17 protein-coding genes, 1 tRNA gene and 2 pseudogenes are annotated in these 20,598 nt (G+C 70.0%); 12 read left to right on the forward strand and 8 right to left on the reverse strand.

The genetic code is table 11. The features are described from left to right. Positions 1-4: 4 nt before the first annotated feature. Positions 5-1,045, reverse strand: coding sequence for an Lrp/AsnC family transcriptional regulator (locus HHX30_RS21505; protein ID WP_169983756.1), 1,041 nt, complete (start codon positions 1,043-1,045; stop codon positions 5-7). 321 nt (positions 1,046-1,366) lie between these two features. On the opposite strand from HHX30_RS21505, the gene HHX30_RS21510 reads away from it, so the two are divergent. Together HHX30_RS21510 and HHX30_RS21515 are read left to right on the forward strand one after the other, a co-directional pair. Next, positions 1,367-2,059, forward strand: a complete 693-nt coding sequence (locus HHX30_RS21510) for an aspartate/glutamate racemase family protein (RefSeq protein WP_211592308.1) — start codon at positions 1,367-1,369, stop codon at positions 2,057-2,059. A 191-nt stretch (positions 2,060-2,250) separates the two neighbouring features. Next, the gene (locus HHX30_RS21515; protein ID WP_169983757.1) at positions 2,251-4,731 is read left to right on the forward strand and encodes a SpoIIE family protein phosphatase; all 2,481 of its coding nucleotides are present in this window, start codon (positions 2,251-2,253) and stop codon (positions 4,729-4,731) included. A gap of 34 nt (positions 4,732-4,765) precedes the next feature. Here the strand turns inward: HHX30_RS21515 and HHX30_RS21520 are convergent, their stop codons facing one another. Next, positions 4,766-5,308: a CGNR zinc finger domain-containing protein gene (locus tag HHX30_RS21520; RefSeq protein ID WP_169983758.1), complete on the reverse strand. Its 543-nt coding sequence runs from the start codon at positions 5,306-5,308 to the stop codon at positions 4,766-4,768. Between the two features lie 230 nt (positions 5,309-5,538). On the opposite strand from HHX30_RS21520, the gene HHX30_RS21525 reads away from it, so the two are divergent. After that, the gene (locus tag HHX30_RS21525; RefSeq protein WP_211592309.1) at positions 5,539-6,795 is read left to right on the forward strand and encodes an MFS transporter; all 1,257 of its coding nucleotides are present in this window, start codon (positions 5,539-5,541) and stop codon (positions 6,793-6,795) included. A 68-nt stretch (positions 6,796-6,863) separates the two neighbouring features. On the opposite strand, the gene HHX30_RS21530 is transcribed toward HHX30_RS21525, so the two are convergent. Further along, a complete protein-coding gene (locus tag HHX30_RS21530; protein WP_211592310.1) occupies positions 6,864-8,129 on the reverse strand; it encodes a hypothetical protein in 1,266 nt (421 codons plus the stop codon). 404 nt (positions 8,130-8,533) lie between these two features. Continuing rightward, positions 8,534-9,142 (reverse strand): hypothetical protein, encoded by a 609-nt coding sequence (locus HHX30_RS21535; protein WP_169983761.1) that lies wholly within the window; start codon positions 9,140-9,142, stop codon positions 8,534-8,536. Between the two features lie 469 nt (positions 9,143-9,611). On the opposite strand from HHX30_RS21535, the gene HHX30_RS21540 reads away from it, so the two are divergent. The 3 genes from HHX30_RS21540 to HHX30_RS21550 all read left to right on the forward strand — a co-directional run bounded on the left by HHX30_RS21540 (position 9,612) and on the right by HHX30_RS21550 (position 11,889). Then, positions 9,612-10,760, forward strand: coding sequence for a hypothetical protein (locus HHX30_RS21540; protein ID WP_169983762.1), 1,149 nt, complete (start codon positions 9,612-9,614; stop codon positions 10,758-10,760). 382 nt (positions 10,761-11,142) lie between these two features. Continuing rightward, positions 11,143-11,553 carry a hypothetical protein gene (locus HHX30_RS21545; RefSeq protein ID WP_169983763.1) on the forward strand — a complete coding sequence of 137 codons (411 nt, stop codon included), beginning with the start codon at positions 11,143-11,145 and terminating at the stop codon, positions 11,551-11,553. A 123-nt stretch (positions 11,554-11,676) separates the two neighbouring features. Next, a complete protein-coding gene (locus tag HHX30_RS21550; protein WP_169983764.1) occupies positions 11,677-11,889 on the forward strand; it encodes an N-terminal phage integrase SAM-like domain-containing protein in 213 nt (70 codons plus the stop codon). Between the two features lie 288 nt (positions 11,890-12,177). Here HHX30_RS21550 and HHX30_RS41830 read toward each other — a convergent pair. Then, positions 12,178-12,336, reverse strand: a pseudogene (locus tag HHX30_RS41830) (helix-turn-helix domain-containing protein); the annotation flags it as partial. A 17-nt stretch (positions 12,337-12,353) separates the two neighbouring features. Here HHX30_RS41830 and HHX30_RS21560 point away from each other — a divergent pair. Both HHX30_RS21560 and HHX30_RS43780 read left to right on the forward strand, forming a co-directional pair. After that, a pseudogene (locus tag HHX30_RS21560) lies at positions 12,354-12,545 on the forward strand (IS21 family transposase); the annotation flags it as partial. Then, complete coding sequence (locus tag HHX30_RS43780) at positions 12,536-13,216, forward strand: transposase (protein WP_211592313.1); 681 nt, start codon at positions 12,536-12,538, stop codon at positions 13,214-13,216. The pseudogene HHX30_RS21560 and the gene HHX30_RS43780, both read left to right, overlap by 10 nt. Here the strand turns inward: HHX30_RS43780 and HHX30_RS21570 are convergent. After that, positions 13,137-14,123 (reverse strand): NAD(P)-dependent oxidoreductase, encoded by a 987-nt coding sequence (locus HHX30_RS21570; protein WP_169983765.1) that lies wholly within the window; start codon positions 14,121-14,123, stop codon positions 13,137-13,139. The genes HHX30_RS43780 and HHX30_RS21570 overlap by 80 nt on opposite strands. A 172-nt stretch (positions 14,124-14,295) precedes the next feature. Here HHX30_RS21570 and HHX30_RS21575 point away from each other — a divergent pair, with 172 nt between their 5' ends. Further along, positions 14,296-14,748, forward strand: coding sequence for a MarR family winged helix-turn-helix transcriptional regulator (locus HHX30_RS21575; RefSeq protein ID WP_169983766.1), 453 nt, complete (start codon positions 14,296-14,298; stop codon positions 14,746-14,748). A gap of 512 nt (positions 14,749-15,260) precedes the next feature. Here the strand turns inward: HHX30_RS21575 and HHX30_RS21580 are convergent. Beyond that, positions 15,261-15,346 (reverse strand) — tRNA-Leu (locus tag HHX30_RS21580). A 231-nt stretch (positions 15,347-15,577) separates the two neighbouring features. Here HHX30_RS21580 and HHX30_RS21585 point away from each other — a divergent pair. From HHX30_RS21585 to HHX30_RS41845, 3 genes are all read left to right on the forward strand, one after another. Further along, entirely contained in the window at positions 15,578-16,873 is a 1,296-nt protein-coding gene (locus tag HHX30_RS21585) for a M20/M25/M40 family metallo-hydrolase (protein WP_169983767.1), read from the forward strand. Between the two features lie 111 nt (positions 16,874-16,984). Beyond that, a complete protein-coding gene (locus HHX30_RS21590; RefSeq protein ID WP_310742328.1) occupies positions 16,985-17,611 on the forward strand; it encodes a hypothetical protein in 627 nt (208 codons plus the stop codon). Between the two features lie 204 nt (positions 17,612-17,815). Continuing rightward, positions 17,816-19,921 carry a chaplin family protein gene (locus HHX30_RS41845; protein ID WP_169983768.1) on the forward strand — a complete coding sequence of 702 codons (2,106 nt, stop codon included), beginning with the start codon at positions 17,816-17,818 and terminating at the stop codon, positions 19,919-19,921. A 352-nt stretch (positions 19,922-20,273) separates the two neighbouring features. Here the strand turns inward: HHX30_RS41845 and HHX30_RS21600 are convergent, their stop codons facing one another. Next, positions 20,274-20,465, reverse strand: coding sequence for a DUF5703 family protein (locus tag HHX30_RS21600; RefSeq protein WP_211592314.1), 192 nt, complete (start codon positions 20,463-20,465; stop codon positions 20,274-20,276). Positions 20,466-20,598 lie beyond the last annotated feature (133 nt).

The following is a 20,598-nucleotide window of genomic DNA, read 5'->3' on the forward strand; positions in this document are numbered from 1 at the left end:
CCCTTCAGGCGTGCCGCGGCAGGGCCCACGGGTCCACCGGCACGACGGCCGTGCAGCGGCCGAGCCGGTCGAGGACCCGGCCGTACAGCTTGGCCTGCCGCAGCACGATCTGCCGGTCGGCCACGGTCACGTGCGGAAATCGCTCCTCCAGGCGGACCACCAGCGGGTGCAGGTCCGCGACCTCGTGCAGGCCCACGGTGAGGAGCATGTTGCGGGTGCCCGCGAGCGCCGCGCAGGTGCGGGTCTCCGGCCAGCCGAGCAGCGCCCGGCCCGTCTCCTCCAGCAGGCCGTCCGGCATCCGCAGCCACAGGACGGCCGAGGAGTGCCAGCCCGCGTGCGAGCGCGCGAGGTCGCAGCGGAAGTCGATGTCGCCCGTCGCGACCAACCGGGAGAGCCTGCGCTGCACCGTGCGCTCGGACACGCCGACGGTCCGGGCCAGTTCGGAGTAACCGGCCCGGCCGTCCGGCAGCAGGGCCTTGAACAGCAGGCGGTCGAGTGCGTCCATCCGCCTCGTCGACTCCGGCGGGCCGGGCCGCCGCGCCAGCGCGGCCGCCGCACGAGGGGACAGCACGCGCAGCCGCCAGCGGCACGAGGCCTCGAAGACGCGCGTCGCGACGTGGGTGCGCACCTTCGCCACTCCCGGCATCCGCGGCAGGTCCGTGAGCAGGTAGTCCGCGAGCGCCGGCATCGACGCGGCCACGGCGATCACGAACAGGTCGTGGCCCGCGGCGACGTGCTGCACGGTGATGAGATGCCCGGCCGTGGCGAGCCGGCCCGCGACCTCGACCGCGGCTCCGGCCTCGCAGTCGATCTCCAGGAACACCATGCTCGTCTCGTGCATCTGGCGCCGGCCGAGGGCGACGGTGGTCCAGGCCTCGCCCGAGGCGTTCAGCCGCTGCCAGCGCCGCGCGGCCGTCGCCGGATCGGCGCCGATCGCCGCCCCGATGTCCACCCAGCTCGCACGCGGGTTGATCTGGAGCGCGTCGATCAGTTCGAGGTCGGCCTCCGACAACAACCCAGGCTGCTCTCTGTCGGAATCCTGCACGCATACCCCTTCAATGACGCTTTGCTGCATTTTTGTGCTCGGATCACCTTATAGACCGATCCTTGTGCGCGCGGCCGTCGCGGTGCGCCCCGGCCGGCCGTACGGCGCCGAAGCCTGCGGCACGGACGGGCCTCCGGCACGGACGGGCCTTCGGGGCGGACGGGCCTTCGGGGCGGCGCGAGGGACGACACGGGGAGCCCACGGGGCGGCGGAAGCTTCCGCGGCCGTGCGGCGGCACCCGTCGTATTCGGGGAGAGGACGAATCTCGATGACTCGGTTCTGGGGCACCCGGCGGGTCCGCGAGCTGGCCGGAGGCGGCCGGTGAGCGAGCCCCGTCTGGTCGGCGTCCTGGGCGGCATGGGACCGGCGGCCACGGTCGACTTCTACGGCAAGCTCGTGGAGGAGACGCCGGCGACCTGCGACCAGGGTCACGTGCCCGTCGTCATCTGGGGCGACCCCCGCGTACCCGACCGATCCCTGAGTCTGATCGGCGACGGCGAGGACCCGACCCCGTACCTGCGACGCGGCATCGAGGGCCTGAAACGGGCCGGGTGCCAGGTGCTCGCCGTGCCGTGCAACACCGCCCACGCGTTCGTCCCCCGCCTCGCGGACGAGGCCGGGCTGGAGCTGGCCAGCATCATCGAGGTCACCGCCGACGCCCTCGCCGCCGACGGCGTACGCGCGGCGGGCGTGCTCGCCACGACGGGCACCTTGCGCGCGGGGCTGTACGCGGAGGCGCTGCGGCGGCGCGGCGTCGCGGTGATCGAGCCGGGCGAGCCCGACCAGCCGCGGGTCATGGCGGCCATCGGCGCGGTCAAGAGCGGCGCCGCCGGCCCGGCCCACCGGCTGGGTCTCGAGGAGGTCTCGCGCTCCCTCGTGGACCGCGGCGCCGAGCGGATCGTCGCGGCGTGCACCGAGATCGTCCTGGCCTTGGACGCCTCGCGCGTCCCCGTCCCCGTCGTCGACCCCGCCCGTCTGCTCGCTCGCCGGGTCGCCGAGCTGGCGCTCCGCTGACCCCGCCCGCTCCGGCCGTCGTGGGGCCTGCGGCCGCTCCCTTCCCGGAGCGAAGGAGTCATAGTCGTAGGATGACGAAGTAGACGATATTCCTGCTGGTCACGAGGCATGCCATGCGGGTGAGCGGTTCGCGTCGTACGCGATGGGCCGAGGGAAAAGGCGGACTGACCCGGCGGACGATCGTGGTGAGCATGCTGATCTTGGGCCTCATCAGCGGCGCCTTCGCGTTCCTCCTGCCGGCGATTTCGGGTCTTCGTGAGGCGGTGCATCTCACAAACCACTCCAGGCATGTGCTGACGACCGCGAACCACCTCCATAGGCTCGTCATCGACCTTGAGACCGGTCAGCGGGGGTTCGTCATCGCCGGCGACGAGAGCTTCCTGCAACCATGGAGACAAGCCCGTGCCTCCATCCCCGAGCAGGCGGCCACCCTGGAGCGGCTCGCAAGCGCCCAGAGCGCCGCGCAGGGAGACCGGGCGCGCCAGATCAAGCAGTCCGTCGAGGCCTACATCCGTGACTATTCGGTGCCGACCGTGGAGGCCGCGCGGCGAGATCCGGCATCCGCCCGAACCGTGGCGGTGACGGCAGAAGGAAAGCGCCGTGTCGACGCGATCAGGGGCCAATTCGAGCGCTTCGTGAATTTTGAGAATCAACTTCTCGCGTCGCGGCAAGAGCGTGCCGCCGATGCCGCTGTCCGGGCCACCGCGGCGACGTCGGTCGGTGTAGCGGGATCGATCCTGCTCATCCTTCTCTTCGACACCTACCTGATCCGGTCGATCGTCCGGCCGGTCCGCAAAGCGGCCGCCGTCGCTTCCCGGCTCGCCGACGGAGACCTCACGGCGCGCATGCCCGAAACCGGTGCGGGCGAGATCGGCAAGCTCGAAGTCGCGTTCAACAGCATGGGGCGCTCGCTGGAGGAGAGCCGCGAGCTGACCGAGAAGGCGCACAGGCGCCTCAAACTGCTGTACGACGCCAGCACGGCGGTGGGCACCACCCTCGATGTGAGGCGGACCGCGGAAGAACTGGTGAAGGTAGTGGTCCCTGAGTTCGCCGACTTCGTCACGGTCGACCTGGCGGTGGCCGTCCTGCGGGGCGATGACCACCGGCCGGACGAGGGCGAGATGCTGTGCCGGGTGGCCATCGGATGCATTCGGAACACCGGGTCGTTCCACCCGCCCGGCGTGCTGATCACGTGGGCCCCGCCCACGCCTCAGGCCCGCAGTTTCGACGGTGGCCTCGCCCTGCTCGAGCCCGATCTGCGGGCTTCCGCCGCGTGGCGGTCACGGGATCCGGAAGCGGCCGCTCGGATCCTGGACCACGGCATCCATTCCCTGATCACGACCCCGCTAGGTGCCCGGGGGGTGCGGATGGGCGTCGTCAGCTTCTGGCGCTCGCGTCTGCCCGGGAGATTCGACGAGGAGGACCTGTCCCACGCGGTGGAGCTGACCGCCAAGGCGGGCGTCGTCATCGACAACGCCCGCCGTTACGCCCACGAACGCAATACCGCGCTGACTCTGCAGCGCAATCTGCTGCCCCAGCGGCTGCCCGTGCAGCCGGCGGTGGAGATCGCCTTCCGTTATCAGCCGGCGGGCGCGCAGACCGGGGTGGGCGGCGACTGGTTCGACGTGATCCCGCTGTCCGGCTGCCGGGTCGCCCTCGTCGTCGGGGACGTCGTCGGCCACGGCATCCACGCCGCCGCCACCATGGGCCGGCTGCGCACCGCCGTACGCACCCTGGCCGACGTCGACCTGCCGCCTGACGAGCTCCTCACCCACCTGGACGACCTGGTCATCCACCTCACCAGCGACGAACAGCCCGGCATGGCGGAAGGCGACACGGCCGCGTTCGCCGAGCTGGGCGCCACGTGCCTGTACGCCGTCTACGACCCCGTCTCACGCAGATGCACCTTGGCCACCGCCGGTCACCCGCTGCCTGTTCTGCTCACTCCCGACGGCACCACGGAACTGGTGCGCGGCCCGGTCGGCCCTCCTCTCGGCGTCGGCGGCCTGCCCTTCGAAACCACCGAGCTGCGCTTGACCGAGGGCACCGTCATCGCCCTGTTCACCGACGGCCTGGTCGAAACCCGCGACCGTGACATCGACCAGGGCCTCGCCGAGCTGCGCCGTGCCCTGGCGCTGCCGACGGCGTCACTGGAAGACATCTGCGACACCGTGACCGGCGCCCTGCTCGACGGCCGCGCGGCTGACGACGCGGCCCTTCTCCTCGCACGCACCGAAGCCCTCTCCCCGGACCAGGTCGCCATGTGGGAGGTCCCCGCTGACCCGGCCCTGGTCGCGCGCACCAGGAAGCTCGCCATCGACCAGCTCCTCGTATGGGGACTGGACGAAATGGAGTTCGTCACCGGCCTCGTGGTGAGCGAGCTGGTCACCAACGCCATGCGCCACGGGACCGGCCCGATCCAGCTGCGACTGATCCGCGACCGCACACTGATCTGCGAGGTCTCGGACGGCAGCAACACCGCACCGCATCTGCGCCGGGCCCGCGTCTTCGACGAGGGAGGGCGCGGACTGCTGCTGGTCGCACAGCTCACGCAGGGCTGGGGTACGAGGCAGACGACCAGTGGCAAGACCATCTGGTGCGAACAGGCCCTGCCTCCCCCCGTGCCGAGCTCAGACGGGGCACCCGGCGACGAAGTCTCCAGGGCGGCATGAGGCAGGCGTGACGCGGGCGGTCCCCGTCTGCGGATCAGTCGCGTACGGGCCTGCGGCGGGCGGCGTACGCGCGGGCCTTGGCCCGGTTGCCGCAGACGCTCATGGTGCACCAGCGCCGGGTGCGGCTGCGGGTGCCGTCCCAGAACACCCACTCACACGAGTGATCCGGGCACATCTTGAGGCGCCGCCACTCCCCGTTGGCCACGACCAGGGCCCAGGCGGCGCCGATCGAGGCAAGCGGACCCTCGCCCATCAGCGGGTCGCCGGGCTCCGATGCCGCCCCCAGCCGTACTCGGAGGGGCAGCGCATCCAGCACGGTCTGCGCCTGACCGATGGCCCGGGCCGCTTCCGGGGTGTCGGGAGCGCCGATGTTGTTGGTCAGCAGGCGTGCGCGCAGACCGGCGCGCAACGCGATCGCCTGCGCGTGCGTCCGTTCGTCCACGTCGCCGGCCAGACCCCGATCGCGTGCCCAGGTCGTCAGCCCCTCCATCGTGGCGATCGCGTCCGTGCCGTCTTCGACGTCGATCGTGTTGGCGAAGTCACGGATCAGCGCCGCGTGGGCCGATGGGTCTGTCATCGCTCTGCTCGTTCCTTCGGGGCCTGCGCCGTATTCCATCTACCAGGATAGATGGCCGAAATATCACCACCTACCACCATAGACGGGTAGAAATCGACCGCGCGGGTGGGCGTGGGCGGCCGGCTCCGAGGTCGCGGATCCGCCTGGTCACCTCGACTGGTTCCATCTACCGAGATAGCTGGTTAATATCCAACCATCTAAACTGATAGATGGTTGGAGGTGGCGTGGCTGTGACGGTGACACGGGGTGCACCGCGAAACCGGGCGAGCCGCCGGAACGAGACCGTGCTGGTGGGCTTCACCGCGGTCACCAATCTGGCCGACGGCGTGGTGAAGATCGCGCTTCCCATGCTCGCCGTGGCGGCCGGTGGCTCCGTGGGGCAGGTGGCGGGGGTGGGGCTCACGCTCACGCTGCCATGGCTGCTGGCGTCGCTCCCGGTGGGCCTGCTCGCCGACCGGACCGATCGCCGCCGGCTGGTGGTCGTCGCGAACCTGCTCCGGCTGGCGGCCGTCGCCGCGCTGTTCGTCGCGGTGCTCGCCATGGGCACGGCCGGGCCGCCGTTGCTGCCGGTTCTGTACGCCGTGGGGCTTGTGGTCGGCCTCGCCGAGGTGGTGGCCAACACCGCCGTCGGCGCCGTCGTTCCCGCGGCCGTCCCGGCGGAGCGCCGGCCAAAAGTCAACGCCTGGATCGCGGGGGTGGAGACGCTCGCCAACGAATTCTGCGGGCCGGCGGTGGGGGGCCTGCTCGTCGGCGTCGGGGCCGGCGTCGCGCTCGGCTCCACCGTCGCCGGGTTCGCCGCCGGTGCGATGCTGATGACCCTGCTGGCCGGCCGGTTCCGGCCCTCAGCCGGGACGGGGCCGCGTGAGGAGCACGTGAGCCGGGCGAGCCTCGTCGACGACGTCCGCGAGGGACTGGCCTTCCTGTGGCGCCATCGGCTGCTGCGCACCCTTTCGCTGACGATCGCCGTCCTGGCGGGATGCTGGAGCGCCTGGCTCGCCCTACTGCCGTCCTACGCGGCGTCCGTACTGGAGCTGGACTCGGCCGGGTACGGCCTGCTGGTCAGTGCCATCGGCGTGGGCGGCCTCGTCGGCGCCGTGCTCACGTCGGCGGTCAACCGACTGCTCGGGGTGCGCTGGGCGCTGTTCGCCGACCTCGTCGGCACGTTCCTGATGATGGCCGTGCCGGCGCTGCTCCCGGCCGCGTGGACGGTCGGCGCCGCCGCCTTCGTCGGCGGCATGGGCGGAACCCTGTGGACGGTGAACGCGCGGACCATATCCCAGGCGCTTGTTCCCGACCGGCTCCTCGGCAGGTACGGCGCCGCCGCGCGCCTGCTCGGCTGGGGCACCCTTCCACTCGGCGCCGCCCTGGCCGGGCTCCTCGCCGAGGCATTCGGTCTTCACCTGGCGTTCGCCGTGTTCGCCCTGGCGGTCGCCGCGCTCACCGTGCCCTTCCTGCGCACCGTCACCCCTGCCGAGCTGGCGGCCTGACCCTGCGGCGAGCCGATTCGGCCTTCCTGGTGCTATGGGGGTGCATGGTCGCGTTGCGTGGCGTCCGGTCAGGCAGCGATCGCCGGGAACACCACGAGCGATCCGTCGCTGCTTCGTTCGATCTCGATCGCGACATCAGCCTGGTGGGTTCCCACGTTGAGGCCGTCGCCCAAGGCGCGAAGTCGATATACGGCCTTGAGTAGGTCGTCGACCTCGCGCTGCGTGAACATGATGCTCAGGAAACCGCCGTCACGCTTCAATTCGAGAGTCGACAGTCGAAGAAGGACGGAGTTGATGGCTGATTCCAACTCGTCGACGCGACGCTCGTCGTCGTGCAGCGATGCGACAAAGCTCTTGAACGGATTGTCCGTGCCCGCCAGTTGAGCGTGTTCAACCGCCTGAAGCACGAGCACCCGGCGTTTGAGGGCGATGGCGAGTCGTGCAAGCTCCAGGTGCGCGCGGAATGCTCCGCCTTCCTCGTTGACACCGGGGATTGCTTTCGCCAATACGTCAAGCTCGACAGGACCGTCGGGCAGCTTGGCCAGCGCATCCTGCCATTTCTTGAGCCGACGCCTGGCTCGTTCGATCGCCGTGCTGATCGCGTACGACGAGGTGTCCAGCCCTAGCGACAGGCCGATTCTGCCCTGGTCGAGGAGGATCGACGTCGCCTTGTCGATCGCGTCACGACAACCGTCCAACTCGCTGCGTTCGTCCTCGAGGTTGTCTTCGTGTAACTGCTCCAGGAGGTCGGTGATCCGCTCGATCGCTTTCTGACGCTGCTGATCGGCGTAGGCGCTGACGCCGACCGAGACGGCCATCAGCACAAGTGGCGCGGCCACGGTCAACGCTCCGGCGGTGGCCGCGGCCACACCGGCTGTGCCGGCCGAGCCGGTCGCAGCACCAGCAGCAGCACCTGCGAAAGCGGGATTGCCGGCGCTGACGGGCACAAACCTGGCGCCGGCTGTAATGCGGCCACTGGAGTTGACCAGCGCGCTGTGAACACCTCCGGCGGATGCCTTCATGGGCTGGACGAGACCCTTACCGACCTGTGCGGCGACCTTCGCTGGCACCACCATGCGGTAGAGCACGTCACCGGTGGCGGCGACGTTCAGTGTCGGAGGCGCCGACTTCGCTGTCTGAGCCACGAGGTGCGACAACTGCTGAGCGAGCGGGCTGGCCGCATGGAGCGGAATTCCGCCGTTCCGGTCGCGCCTGGTTGGTATCGGATGCGCTTCCAGCGTGGCGATGGGGGAATCCGCAAGTGCCGCCAGGACTGTTCTCAGTTCTGCGAGCCGGGCCGGTGTCATGCCCTCATCGCCCAGCACGTCCGGCACGCTCAAGGCCTCAGTGGCGAGTGTCCATACTGGCAGGGATACCTCATCACCAGTTGTCACGCCTCGTCCCCTCTCCGAACTGAAACACACCATAGCCTTTCAGTCGTAGGCGTGGATGGCTCAGCAATTGACCGAGCGCCATGAAACTGTCCGCTCTCCCGGCATTTCTAGCTGAATGTCCTGGTCATTCTCTGATGCGGCGTGTCGAGCCGCGACGTTGCGATCGCTCAGGCCTGCGCCCGTAGCCCCCGCTGGGGCCGCCTGGTCACGAAGGCCGGCCTCGCCGACGCGCTCAAGCTGCCGGCCTTCCACGCCGGCGCCGCCCGACCAGCATTCTCGGCAGGTGCTTCGCTGGCTGAACGACACCCGCTGACCCGCCCGTCCCCGGGGACAGGCGGCAGGGGTCATCTCACGATCTGGAGCAGGGCCTGGTTCCGCGCCTTCGCCGGCTCGGCGAGCCGCTGCAGTTCCCGGCCGGCCGAGTCGAGCACGACCAGGGTGTTGTGAGTGCGGCCGCGGACGCGGACTACCAGACGGCCGTCGGGGAGGTAGAACGCGCCCATCTTCGTCCCCTTGACCGGGATGGGAACCCGCTTGCCCGTGACGGTGTCGACGATCGTCGGGGTGGACCCGATCGGCCAGACGTAGTCGCCTTCCGGGTCATTCCTCGAAAACGTGTGTACAACGACCTTCCTGGCGTCCGGCGACAGGCTGTGCACGTGGTTCGCGTACTTGATGCCCTTGACCCGGACCGACCGCCCGGTCTTGACATCGAAAACGAAGACGCCGTCGCCGGCCGCCCCCGCGAGGTGGCGCCCGTCCGCGGACCAGGCGAGGTGGCAGGCGCCAAGCGGAGCGCCCGCCTTGCGTACGCCCGTGCCGTCCGCGTTCATGACCATGAGAGGTGTCCCGCTCTTGGCGTTGACGTGCTTGCCGAAGAAGGCGACCCGGGCGGAGTCCGGGGACCAGACCGGGGTGAAGCAGGGGAAGTTGGCGGCGATTCCCTTGGCCACGACCTTCGACGTGCTCCCGTCCCCGATGTGGAGCTTGCCCTTCGGCAGGCGGTCCAGCGTGACCCAGGCGAGCTTCGTGCCGTCGGGCGAGGCGGCGACCTGGAAGGTGAGATCCGGTGCGCTGCCGAGCTTGATGAACCCCTTGCCCGGTTCGTAGCGGCTGATCGGATAGCCCTTGCCGTAGCTCAGGTAGACGGCGACACCTGCGAGCGGCTTCGGTGCCGCGCTATCGGGAGGCCTTCATGTCATCTCCCGGGACCGCCGGGGAGCAGGAGCCGCGGGCGGTAGCCGGACGGGGCTGCTGACGAAGGTCGTCGCCCGGAGCGGTGCACTGCCGTTTGTGACGACAGGTGACGATCGCCGGCGTGCCGGTGAATTCGTGAGGGTGGCGGTAATCGCCGATCAAGGGGACTGCAAGGGGTCCGTCTCAGACTGCGTCTGTCCCACTCCAGACGAAAGGACCCCTGCCATGGACATCCCTCGCGCCTCGGCCCGCGTCACGCTCGCCGTCGCCATCTCGGTCGTGACCGTCCCGGTGGCCGGCTTCACGATCGGGGCTGGCACCGTGCAGGCGGCCCCAGTGCAGTGGCGGGTCGTCAAGGGTGCGGCCCTCGGGCCCGACGGCAGTGCCCTGATGGACGTGACGGCGACCGGCCCGCGGGACGCGTGGGCCGTCGGGTACGGCTGCGGGCGGGAGAAGGCCGTGAGCTGCCCCGCCATCGCACGGTGGAACGGCACCCAGTGGAAGAGCGCGACCATGCCCGCCTACCGGCTGCCGACGGGGTACGACTCGGATCTCCACCATTTCAACGCCGTCAGCGCGGCTTCCGCCCACGACGTCTGGGTGGTCGGCAACGGACTGGGCGTACGGGTCGGGCACTGGAACGGCAGGAGCTGGAGCATGTACCGGCCGTTCGGGAAGGCCGGGAGTACGAGCCTGTCCGACGTCGGGATCGGCCGGGGGCGGGTGTGGTTCACCGGAAGTCTCAGCGAGACCGGTGACCGTGCGGTCGTCCTGAGCTGGAGCAGCAGCGCCGGGTTCACCAGGGAGTACATCCACAAGGGCTCGCTCGCCGCGCTGTCGGCCCGTCCCGGGACGGGTGAGATCTGGGCGGTGGGCTCGCAGAAGACCGGACCGCTGGTCGTGCGGGGGACCGAGCGGGGCGGCCGGGTCCGCTGGGAGGAGAGCCGGACCCCGGCGATTCCCGAGGGGAAGCTCAACCAGGTGCGGGCGATCGGCGCCGACGACGTCTGGGCGGTCGGTCAGATCGGCAACCCCTACGACTGGAGTGACTTCAAGCCGCTCGCGCTGCACTTCGACGGCAAGTCGTGGAGCCAGGTGCCCCTCCCGGTGTCGAAGGGCCGCATCACCGGCCTCACCGCCGACGCCTCCGGAAACATCTGGGTGAGCGGCGTCGACCCCTCCCACCCGAAGCAGGTCCTCTTCATGCGGTATGTGCAGGGCGCCTGGACCACGTCGTACGGCCCCAAGCTGGGGCTTCCGGTGCGGAATGCGACGATCGGCGCGATCCCCGGTTCGAGCGGCATGTGGGCGGTCGGCCGAATGATGGGCGACAGCGAGGACTCGGAAAAGGACTTCATCCTCCGGTACGGCTGAGCCGCCCCGCGGCTCCCGATCAAGGCCGGTAAATCTCATGCGGTCGATCCCCGAGAGACTGTCGAGAACCGGGCGGCGTGCTTCGTCGAGGGCGTCATGAACTCTCGGCACCTGGGGGACTCCGGGGGCCATGCGGCTACACCCGCAACCGCCGTGAGCTGCTGCGGAGCACTCTCCGATCTCTGCTGTGCACACCGGAAAGCATCCGGATACATAGGCGGCGGTATCACGCGAAGTATCAGGTGCGGCCCCGGATTCCGCTCCTCGTTGCCCCGAGCGGACGCGATCAACCGCCTCAAAAGAAATGGGACTATTGGTACGGCGAGCCGTCCGCGCGGACGCCTCCGCCGCGCTTCCGAGAACTGAGAGTAGATCCCCCAGTATGCCCCTGTCTGTAAGGGTCGTCCGGAACCTGATCTGGTTCCAGGCGACACTCGCCCTGATCAGCGTCGTTCTGCTCATCCTGGGGCTGGTTCTCGACCCGAACGACTTCCTTGAGGACCTGCTCTACGCCCTCGTCTACCTCCCGCCACTCGCTGCCGGCTGGTTGGCGAATCAGTGGCACACCCGACGCCCGCGGGTCCGTCTCGCCACCATCGCCGTCCAGCTCGCCATCCCCTTGCTCGACTTCATCCACTTTCTGATTGAGGACACCCTTGACTGGGTCCTCACCGCACCCTGGTCAGCGCTCATCGTGACTCTGCTCCTGCTTCCTCCGGCGAGAACCTGGTTCGCCCCTACGCTCCAGACTCCATGGAGCCCGTCGCAGCCAGCACCGCCCGCCGCCACCTGACAGTCCTCGACCGCTAGCAGCTTCACCCCCGAAAGCGCCGCCCTACGCCCCTGGGCCATGCGGAACCTCGAAGATCACCGGCGCCCCTCGCTCGGACGCAGGAGCAGGCCAGGCAACGAGTGGGTGAGCGGTCTGCGGAAGGCGGAAAGCACCCTCGCCTCGTACAAGAAGAACATCCGGCTGCACCTCAAGCCGTACATCGGCAGCATCCCTCTGGCTTCCCTCACCTCCGCGAAGATCACGGCGCTGTATGTGATGTCGGAGAAAGAAGGCGGGTGTGCCTTGTCAGCGGGGTTCTTGGCGAGAAGGGCAGGCTCGGCATCGACGGCGGCCTGAAGCGCCGACCGCAGGATGGCGGGGATGTAACGGACCGGACGCGCGGACGTCCACCACTCTTGTTCTCCCTGGTCGGGAAGCCTGAGTGGTGGGAGAGCCAAGCACTCACGCTGTTCGCCGCATCCGGCGTACGACGATCGCGGGTGTCGCGCTACTGGCGCTGATCGCGGCGGTCGTGTCGTTCAGGCACATGCATTTCGAGCGTCGACACTGGTCCAGTATTGGAGCGCCGCCGTCACTGTCGGCCCAGCTGGCGGATCGTGGCCGCGCTCGCATGTAGCGTGGCTGACCGGACGGCTTGCGCACGTATTTGGGGGGTCCTTGCGACTCCAGCGCCCGCCGCACCGTGTTGCGACCCACGCCCAGCTTGCGGGCGATCGCCCGCATCGGCATCTGCTCGGCTCTATGCAGCCGGCGTATCTCCGCCCAGTCCTCCACGCTCAGCACCTTCCCGATCTAGGCCCATGAGGCAGACGGTGATCGCCGAGCGGATCGGCTGGCAGCGGGGGCTGACCGTGCTGAAGAAACGCATCCGGGAACTGCGGCCGCTGTATGCGCCGCCGGACCCGGCGTCGCGGACCAGCTATCTCCCCGGCGAGCTGGCGCAATGTGATCTGTGGTTCCCGCCGGTGGATGTGCCGCTGGGATGCGGGCAACACGGGCGACCGCCTGCGAGGTTCCCGAGCCCGAACTGATCGAGCCGGACGGGTTCCTCGGCGTCGACCTCGGGATCGCGAACATCGCCACCACCAGCGACGGCGCCGTCCACGTGGGCAGGCACCTGAACCAGGTACGGCACCGCAACCGCCGCCTGCGCGCCCGCCTGCAAAGCAAGGGCACCAAGTCCGCCAAGCGGCTCCTGCGCAAGCTGTCCGGCTGGGAAGCAGGCTTCGCGGCCGACGTCAACCACCGCATCTCCATAAGCATCGTGACCGAGGCTGAACGCACCTTTCGCCCGTTCGGTCCCTTCCAGACCCTCGACGTCATCGGCCTGAAGACCGCCTACCACGTCGCCGCCGGCACGCCGGACCCGAACGTCCAGGCGTTCGCCGCCGCGCTCAAGGAGCAGTACATCGACAAGGGCAAGCTCGGCACCACGACCGGGGGGGCTTCTACACCTACTGAGCCCGGCCGACATCCGGCCGTCTCCGGGCCTGCCATGGACGACGGTGCGTCAAGGGACCGCGTACGGGAAACGCGAGGCACCGCATCCACGGCGAAGGCGGGGAGACCGAGAGGTCGTCACCTCACGAGAAGCGCATCTCCGCCAGGCCCTTCTCCAGCGTCACGTCAGGCGAGTAGCCCAGCTCCTTCCTCGCGGTGGTGATGTCGTAGGAACGGTCACGCCCGGTGAAGCTCACGAGCCAGTTCGTCAGCGGCGGCGCCGACTTCCGGCGAAGCAGGCGTGCCGTGCGGTCCATCATCGCCGCCAAGGGCGCCGCCATCGCCAGGGGGACGCTGCGGCTCTTGGACAGATCCACGCCGCGGGTCGCCAGCAGGGGAGTGAGGAAGTCCCGGATGGGCATCGGCGTGCCGTCCGTCACGTAGTAGACCCCCTTGTGGCGGCCCCGCGTGAGCGCGAGGATCGCGGCACCGGCCAGGTTCTCGACGTGCACGAAGTCGACGACGTGCTTGCCGTTGTCGATCCAGGCGAACCGTCCGGCCTCGGCGACCTCGACCATCTCGTTGATCGTCGTCATGCCGCGGCCCCAGATGAACGGCGGGCGCAGCACCACCAGCTCGGTTTTCCCGCTGCGGGCGTTCAGGAGTGCGCGCTCGGTGGCCAGCTTGACGCGGCTGTAGGCGATGTTCGGCCGGCCTTCCGGTGTCGACTCGTCGACGACGGGGCGGCGTTGGCTGCCCGTGGAGACGGACGCGGCGCTGATGAGCACGAAGCGTCGCACCCCGGCCGCGACGCTCGCGGCGTGCAGGGCGACCGTCGGCACGTGATTGGCCTGTTCGAAGAGCGAGTCGGGCCCCCAGAATTCCATCTGGGCCGCGACGTGCACGACCGCGTCGACCTCGCGCAGCTTGGCGAGCCACGTCGGCGCGGGGGAGCCGGCCCGGCTGAGCTCGGCGAGATCGCCGGGGACGGGATCGGCTCCGGCGGCGCGTACCCGCTGGATGCTCGAGCCCGATCTGGCCAGTGCCATGACCTCATGTCCTTCGGCGACGAGGCGATGGACGAGGGTTCCGCCGACGAATCCGCTGCCGCCGGTGATGAAGATCTTCATTCTTCGACTCCTGGTGATTGAGAACGCACTCTTCGTGCAAGCCCGGTTTCCGCTGTCGCTCGGCACGCAACCGGCCGCTCCGCGTACATACATTGACGTCGAATGGTTTGATATCAATGCATTGGCGTCAATGTAACCTCGTACGATGGGTGCGTCAAGTGGGAGGTGGGCGATGCCACACGCGAACCAGGGCCTGACCGCGGCACAGGTCGCCGACGAGTTCAGCCGTACGGCGAAGGTTCTCGTACGTCACTTCAACGAGCGTCTGGGCGAGCACGGGGTGTCGACGCCGCGGTCCCGATTGGTGGTGGAGGTGGCGCGTTCGCAGCCTGTCCGGCTGACCGAACTCGCTCTCGCGGTCGGCATCGCCCAGGGGACCGCCTCCACCCTGGTCGACGCGCTCGTCCGCGACGGCCTGCTCGAACGCCAGGCCAGTGCGGACGACCGCCGGTCCGTACTCCTCCGAGTAACGGAGCAAGGGGCCGCCCTGGCCCAGGACTGGACGACCAGCTATGAACTGGCGGCCGAAGAGCTGTTCAGACCCCTCACTCCCGAGCAATTGTCGACGCTGGTCGACATCCTGCGGATTCTCGGCGCCGATGAGGCGCCGGCCGCCGGCGACTGAAGAAGGCCGGCACATGGATTGCCGGAGCGTCGCCCGCCACTGATGACCTGCGATCGGGAACTCGCAGGTTGTCCACGGCCTCCCTTGAAGCGGACGCGGGTCGCGAAGGACTATTCGCCGCTGGGTCGGCCTGATCGGGAAACGGGGCGGCAGGATCCGGGACGGGACGTCGACGTCGAGTTGCCGGACTTGCCGGCCGAGCTGTCGCCGGAGGTGGGAAGGGCGCTGCTTCGGCTCGTGCTGGAGATGAGCCGCCCGCCGTGCGACGACCGTATGCCGCTCCGGTCGTCCGGAGGATCTTCCGCTGCACCTTCCCCCGCGAGTACGCGATCGGCAACAAGCTGGAACACCTCCGCAACGTCTACCCGCGCGAGGACAGAGCCATCAGCGAGGCCCCGGTCGATCTCAAGACGCCGGTCTACCAGCGCCTCGGTCTGCGGCTGACCTATCACCCCGGAAAAGCGAAAGTGAGGGCCGAGATGCTTCTCAGCCCTCACATGATGAGAGGTTTGTGTCCGAGGGGGGACTTGAACCCCCATGCCCATCACTGGGCACTAGCACCTCAAGCTAGCGCGTCTGCCTATTCCGCCACCCGGACGTGGTGCCTTACGCAGGATCGTCATCCCGCGTCGGCGGATACAGGTTAGCACTCTCTCCGCCCTGCTTCATACCGGGAATCCGCCCCGCGCGGCTCGCGGCGGCCCGGGGGTGCCCGGGGGTGCCCGGGGGTGAACGCCACGCCCGTACGGCGGCAGGATGGAGGCGCGAGCCGTACGACGTGAAAGGGCGGGCCGGACCTCGGACGGATCCGCCGGCAGGAGGAGGCGCAATGACCCCACGCTACGGGGAGGACGAGGTCGTCGAGCTGTGCCGCGACCTGATCCGCATCGACTCGGTCAACGCGGGGGACAACGCGGGGCCCGGGGAACGTGAGGCCGCGGAGTACGTGGCCGGAAAGCTGTCGGAGGTCGGCCTGGAGCCGCGGATCCTCGAGTCCGACCCCGGGCGGGCGAACGTGGTCGCCCGTGTCGAGGGCGCCGACCCGAGCAGGGACGCCCTGGTCCTCCACGGCCATCTGGACGTCGTGCCGTTCGACGCCGCCGACTGGACCCATCACCCGCTGAGCGGCGAGATCGCCGACGGGTGTGTCTGGGGCCGCGGTGCGGTCGACATGAAGGACATGGACGCGATGATCCTCGCCGTCGTGCGGCGGCGGCTGAGCGAGGGGCGCAGGCCGCCCAGGGACGTCGTGCTCGTCTTCACCGCGGACGAGGAGGCCGGCGGGCACTACGGCGCCCAGTGGCTGGCCGAGCGGCACCCGGAGGTCTTCGAGGGCTGCACCGAGGCCGTCGGCGAGGTCGGCGGCTTCAGTGTGACCACCGAGAAGGGCCGGCTGTACCTGATCGAGGCGGCGGAGAAGGGCATCGCCTGGATGCGCCTGACCGCCAAGGGCAGGGCCGGGCACGGCTCGATGCTCAACGACGACAACGCCGTGACCGAGCTCGCCGAGGCGGTCGGCAGGATCGGCCGCCACAAGTGGCCGGTGAGGCTCACGCCCACCGTGCAGGCGTTCTTCGAGGAGGTCTTCGGCACGGAGGTCAAGGCGGAGGACGCGGAGGCGGCGGTGGCCACCCTCGGGCCGCTTGCCCGGATGATCGGCGCGACTCTCCGCAACACGACCAACCCGACCATGCTCCAGTCGGGGTACAAGGCGAACGTCATCCCCCAGATCGCGAGCGCGCACGTGGACGGCAGGTTCCTGCCGGGCTACGAGGACGAGTTCTTCCAGACCGTGGACGAGCTGCTCGGGCCGAACGTGACCCGGGAGTTCGTCTATCACGACGTGGCGGTCGAGACCCCCTTCAAGGGCCCGCTGGTCAAGGCGATGGCGGACGCGCTGCACGAGGAGGACCCGGGCTCGCGGGCCGTTCCGTACACGCTGAGCGGCGGCACCGACCTCAAGGCGTTCAGCCGTCTCGGCATCAGCGGGTACGGCTTCGCGCCGCTGCGGCTTCCCGAAGACTTGGACTTCTCCGGGATGTTCCATGGCGTCGACGAGCGGGTTCCGGTCGATTCGCTCCGCTTTGGCGTCCGGGTCCTTGACCGTTTCCTCGAATACTGCTGAGAAAGCTCTTGCGATCACGTGCCGTGCCGCTACAGTAACTCTCCGTTGGGGGTTGGATCCGCTCCGGGTTGACCCGGCGGACTGTTCGACTCAGCGGTATGGGGAGGTCGCGTGACGCGCACGTCGCAGGAGCAGTGGGGGGCCGACAGGCCCGCCGCCGCTCCCGGCGTGCGCGTCACGTCTCCCGGCTCCGTCGAGCGGGGCCGGATGGCGCGGTTCGCGGCCGGTTCCCGTCTGGGCCGCCTGTTGGTCATCGGCGGGCTGATCGCCGCCGGATGGCTGCTCGGCGTGATCTTCGGCGTCTTCGGCACGGCGACGTCCGTGGCCGGGGCCGCACCCTCACATGATGTCGCCGGGTCGGTTCTTCCCGACCGTCTCACAGGTCCGGACCTCGGCCTGACGTCCTCACCGGGCGCGGCCGGGTCTCACGGGAAGAGCACCGACGGTTTCCCCACGGCGACAGACGACGTCTCGGTGAACGCCGAGGCGATGGCGGGGCGCACGGTCGACGGGCTCACGAGCCAGTCGAAGCCTCTGCTCCCGCCGCCCTCCACCGCGGACCACGCGCCCGCAGACCAGGGTCTGGTCCCGCAGTCGAGCGGTGGAAACATCCTGTTCGGGGATGTCGCGCGGGATGTGTTCGAACCGCGCTTCACCAAGCTGCCCGCCCCACTGGCGGCGGTTGTTCCCCCGGTGGTCCGCACAGCGGCGGACGACCCGTCTTTCTCTCCTGACTGATCCCGCCTTCGTGCCGGTCCCCGTCGTACGGCGACCGGTGCCACCGCCTGCCCTCGCTCGTGGTGCCCGGGCGGCAGGCTCCCGCGGGTGACGCGGAATCTTCCATCCTCGTGACCGTCCACGGCTCCGCTGTGCTCATACAGCCTGGACATGCGTCGCGAGCTGTCAGGTAACCCCCTAGAAGAACCACTAGGAGCATTCATCATGCGAACGTGGGCGAAGGGCTCGGCTTCCGCGGCGTTTCTGGCCGCCGGCGTCATGGCCCTTGGCAGCGGTACGGCTTTCGCCGACACCGACGGCAGCCATTCCGTGCTCGGCGGCAACCAGGTCGACATCCCGGTGACCCTGCCGATCGACATCAGCGGCAACGCGGTGGCGGTCGTCGGCGAGTCCCGGGCCTCCTCCCTGGGCGGCGCGGCCGTGCAGGGCGCGGGCGTGGGCGCCGGGCAGAACAAGACCTCCGGAGCGGGCAGCATCCTCGGCGGCAACCAGGTGGTCGCGCCGATCAACGCCCCGGTCAACGCCTGCGGCAACGCGGTGTCGGTCATCGGGCGGTCCGACGCGAGCTGCCGCGGCGGCGCGGCGGTCAAGGGCTCGGGACAGCGCTCGAGCGCGGGCGGCAACCGCACCAGCGGTGTGCACAGTATCGGGGGCGGCAACCAGGTGGTCGCGCCGGTCACCGCGCCGATCAACCTGTGCGGCAACTCGATCGCCGTGTTCGGCGACGCCACCGCCGGGTGCCGTGGCGGCGCCTTCGTCGGCGGCGGCCGTGACGGCGTCCGCGCCGGCGGCAACCGCACCAGCGGCCGCGGCTCGATCCTGGGCGGCAACCAGGTGGTCGTCCCGATCACCGCGCCGATCAACGTCTGCGGCAACTCCGTCGCGGTCATCGGCGAGGCGTTCTCGGGCTGCCACGGCGGCTCGTCCGTGGGCGGCTCCGGTGGTCACGGTGGTCACGGTGGTCACGGTGGTCACGGCGGCCATGGGGGTCACGGCGGCCACGGCGGGTACGGCGGTCACCACGGAGGCGGTCACACGCACCGCCCCGGCTCGACGGGACACGACAACGACGGCCGCTTCTCGGTGGGCAGCGGCACGCAGGTGGTCGCGCCGATCGTCACGCCGGCCGACGTCTGCGGCAACGGCTCGGGCAACTGCCAGGGCGGTTCCAAGCCCGGTCACGGCGGCAAGGGCGGCTACGGCGGCCACGGTCACGGCGGCCACGGCGGTCACGGCGGCTGGTCCGGCGGCGGAGCGGGCGGCAACCGCACCAGCGGCGTGCACAGCGTCGGCGGCGGCAACCAGGTGGTCGCGCCGATCACCGTGCCGGTCAACGTCTGCGGCAACGCCGTCGCGATCGTCGGCGACGCCTTCGCGGGCTGCCGCGGCGGCGCGACGGTGGTCGGCGGCTGGAACAAGCACGGCGGCCGGGGTGCCGGCGGCAACGTCACGTCCGGTCGTGGCTCGATCCTCGGGGGCAACCAGATCGTCGCCCCGATCACGGCCCCCGTCAACGTCTGCGGCAACGCGGTGTCGGTCATCGGCCGGTCCCAGGCGGGCTGCCGGGGCGGCGCCTCGGTTCTCGGCGGCGGGGTCGGCGCGGGCGGCAACATCACCTCGGGCAGGCACGGGATCCTCGCGGGCAACCAGATCGTCGCCCCGATCACCGCGCCGATCAACGTCTGCGGCAACTCGGTCGCCGTGCTCGGCGACGCCGCCGCGGGGTGCCTGGGCGGTGCCCAGGTGGGCGGCGGCTGGAAGCACCACGGCTACTGGGCCCACCCGCAGCACAAGGCCGCCCGCGGCGCGGTCATGCCCGCCATGCCGGGTGCGTCGGTGCTGTCCGGCAAGCACACGGTGCAGCCGATGAGCGCCGCCGCCGCTCCCTCCGCTCCGGTCATCGGCGACCTGCCGAACATGCTCGGCCTGCCGGAGACGCCGAGCCTGCCCGGCGCCCCCGCCGAGAACGGGAACAAGGCCGGCAGCACCCCGGCGGCCGTCTCCAAGGCCGGCGGCGTGCTCGGCGACGCGACCCGTACGCTGCCCGCCCAGCAGACGCTGGAGGACGCGACCGCCTCGCTGCCCGTCGCCGACACGGCGCGCAGCCTCCCGACCGGCGACCTGAGCAAGAGCACCGACGTGCTGCCGCTGGGCAAGCTGAGCGGCCTCAAGCTGATGAGCGCCGAGCAGCCCGTCGGCCTGACCGGGATGAACCCGGCCTCGTTCCTCGCCCTGGCCCTCGGCGCCATGTTCGCCGCTTCGGCGAGCCTGTTCGCCGTCACCCGCCGCTTCCGGTTCGGCCGCAAGTAGCCGTACGGCCGCGCGTGTCAGCGCGGGAACATCTCCGGCGGCGACGGCCGCACGGATGTGATCCGGCGGCGCGCGGCTGACGGAGGCGAGGGATATCACTCGCCCGCGCCAGGCGCGGCGGCGGCGAACCGGCCGTCGCGGTGTCGCCCGGCGCGGGCGACCAGGACGCTTCACCACCGCCAGTGGATGGAGGCACCAACGCTTTGCCCGTTCCGGGGGCGCGGCCCGGGGCGGGCAAAGCTCATTTGCCGAGTAGTCTTCGAAAGACGGGTCGGCGCACGAGCAATTCGCGCGCCGGCGGACCGGGAACGGGCAAAGCCCTTTTGACCGTGCGCGTCCGCGTCCCGGCGGCTCACATGGTCCTGGCGGCCCGTATGATCTTCCGACGCAGCCGGACGCGCCTGCTGCCGTCGGGATAAAGGCGTAGCCGCTCCAGTTCCCAGTCCCCGTGCTCGGCATGCTCGGTGAGCATCTGCCTCGCCACCTCACGAGGGGTGTCCCGAGGGAGATACAGGTCCAGGTAGGAGTAGTCGAGCACAGCCATTGGTCTCCGGGGCGTGCTAGGGAACTCGTTGGGCTCTATTCTGCGTCTCCGTGGATAACAGCGCCAGGCGGGTTACATTCCCGGACATAACCGGGTAGCCCGAGGGGGAGGAACGTGCGGCGGCAGGTACCTT

Origin of the sequence: Microbispora sp. H10836 (assembly GCF_012999525.1) — a bacterium.
In the GTDB taxonomy this organism is placed as follows: Bacteria; Actinomycetota; Actinomycetes; order Streptosporangiales; family Streptosporangiaceae; genus Microbispora.

Coding starts and splice junctions, on each gene's coding strand:
- HHX30_RS21515 (WP_169983757.1), top strand. CDS start 2,251: ATGCTGATCTTGGGCCTCATCAGCGGCGCCTTCGCGTTCCTCCTGCCG.
- HHX30_RS21520 (WP_169983758.1), bottom strand. CDS start 5,308: ATGACAGACCCATCGGCCCACGCGGCGCTGATCCGTGACTTCGCCAAC.
- HHX30_RS21540 (WP_169983762.1), top strand. CDS start 9,612: ATGGACATCCCTCGCGCCTCGGCCCGCGTCACGCTCGCCGTCGCCATC.
- HHX30_RS21545 (WP_169983763.1), top strand. CDS start 11,143: ATGCCCCTGTCTGTAAGGGTCGTCCGGAACCTGATCTGGTTCCAGGCG.
- HHX30_RS43780 (WP_211592313.1), top strand. CDS start 12,536: ATGCGGGCAACACGGGCGACCGCCTGCGAGGTTCCCGAGCCCGAACTG.
- HHX30_RS21570 (WP_169983765.1), bottom strand. CDS start 14,123: ATGAAGATCTTCATCACCGGCGGCAGCGGATTCGTCGGCGGAACCCTC.
- HHX30_RS21575 (WP_169983766.1), top strand. CDS start 14,296: ATGCCACACGCGAACCAGGGCCTGACCGCGGCACAGGTCGCCGACGAG.
- HHX30_RS21585 (WP_169983767.1), top strand. CDS start 15,578: ATGACCCCACGCTACGGGGAGGACGAGGTCGTCGAGCTGTGCCGCGAC.
- HHX30_RS41845 (WP_169983768.1), top strand. CDS start 17,816: ATGCGAACGTGGGCGAAGGGCTCGGCTTCCGCGGCGTTTCTGGCCGCC.
- HHX30_RS21600 (WP_211592314.1), bottom strand. CDS start 20,465: ATGGCTGTGCTCGACTACTCCTACCTGGACCTGTATCTCCCTCGGGAC.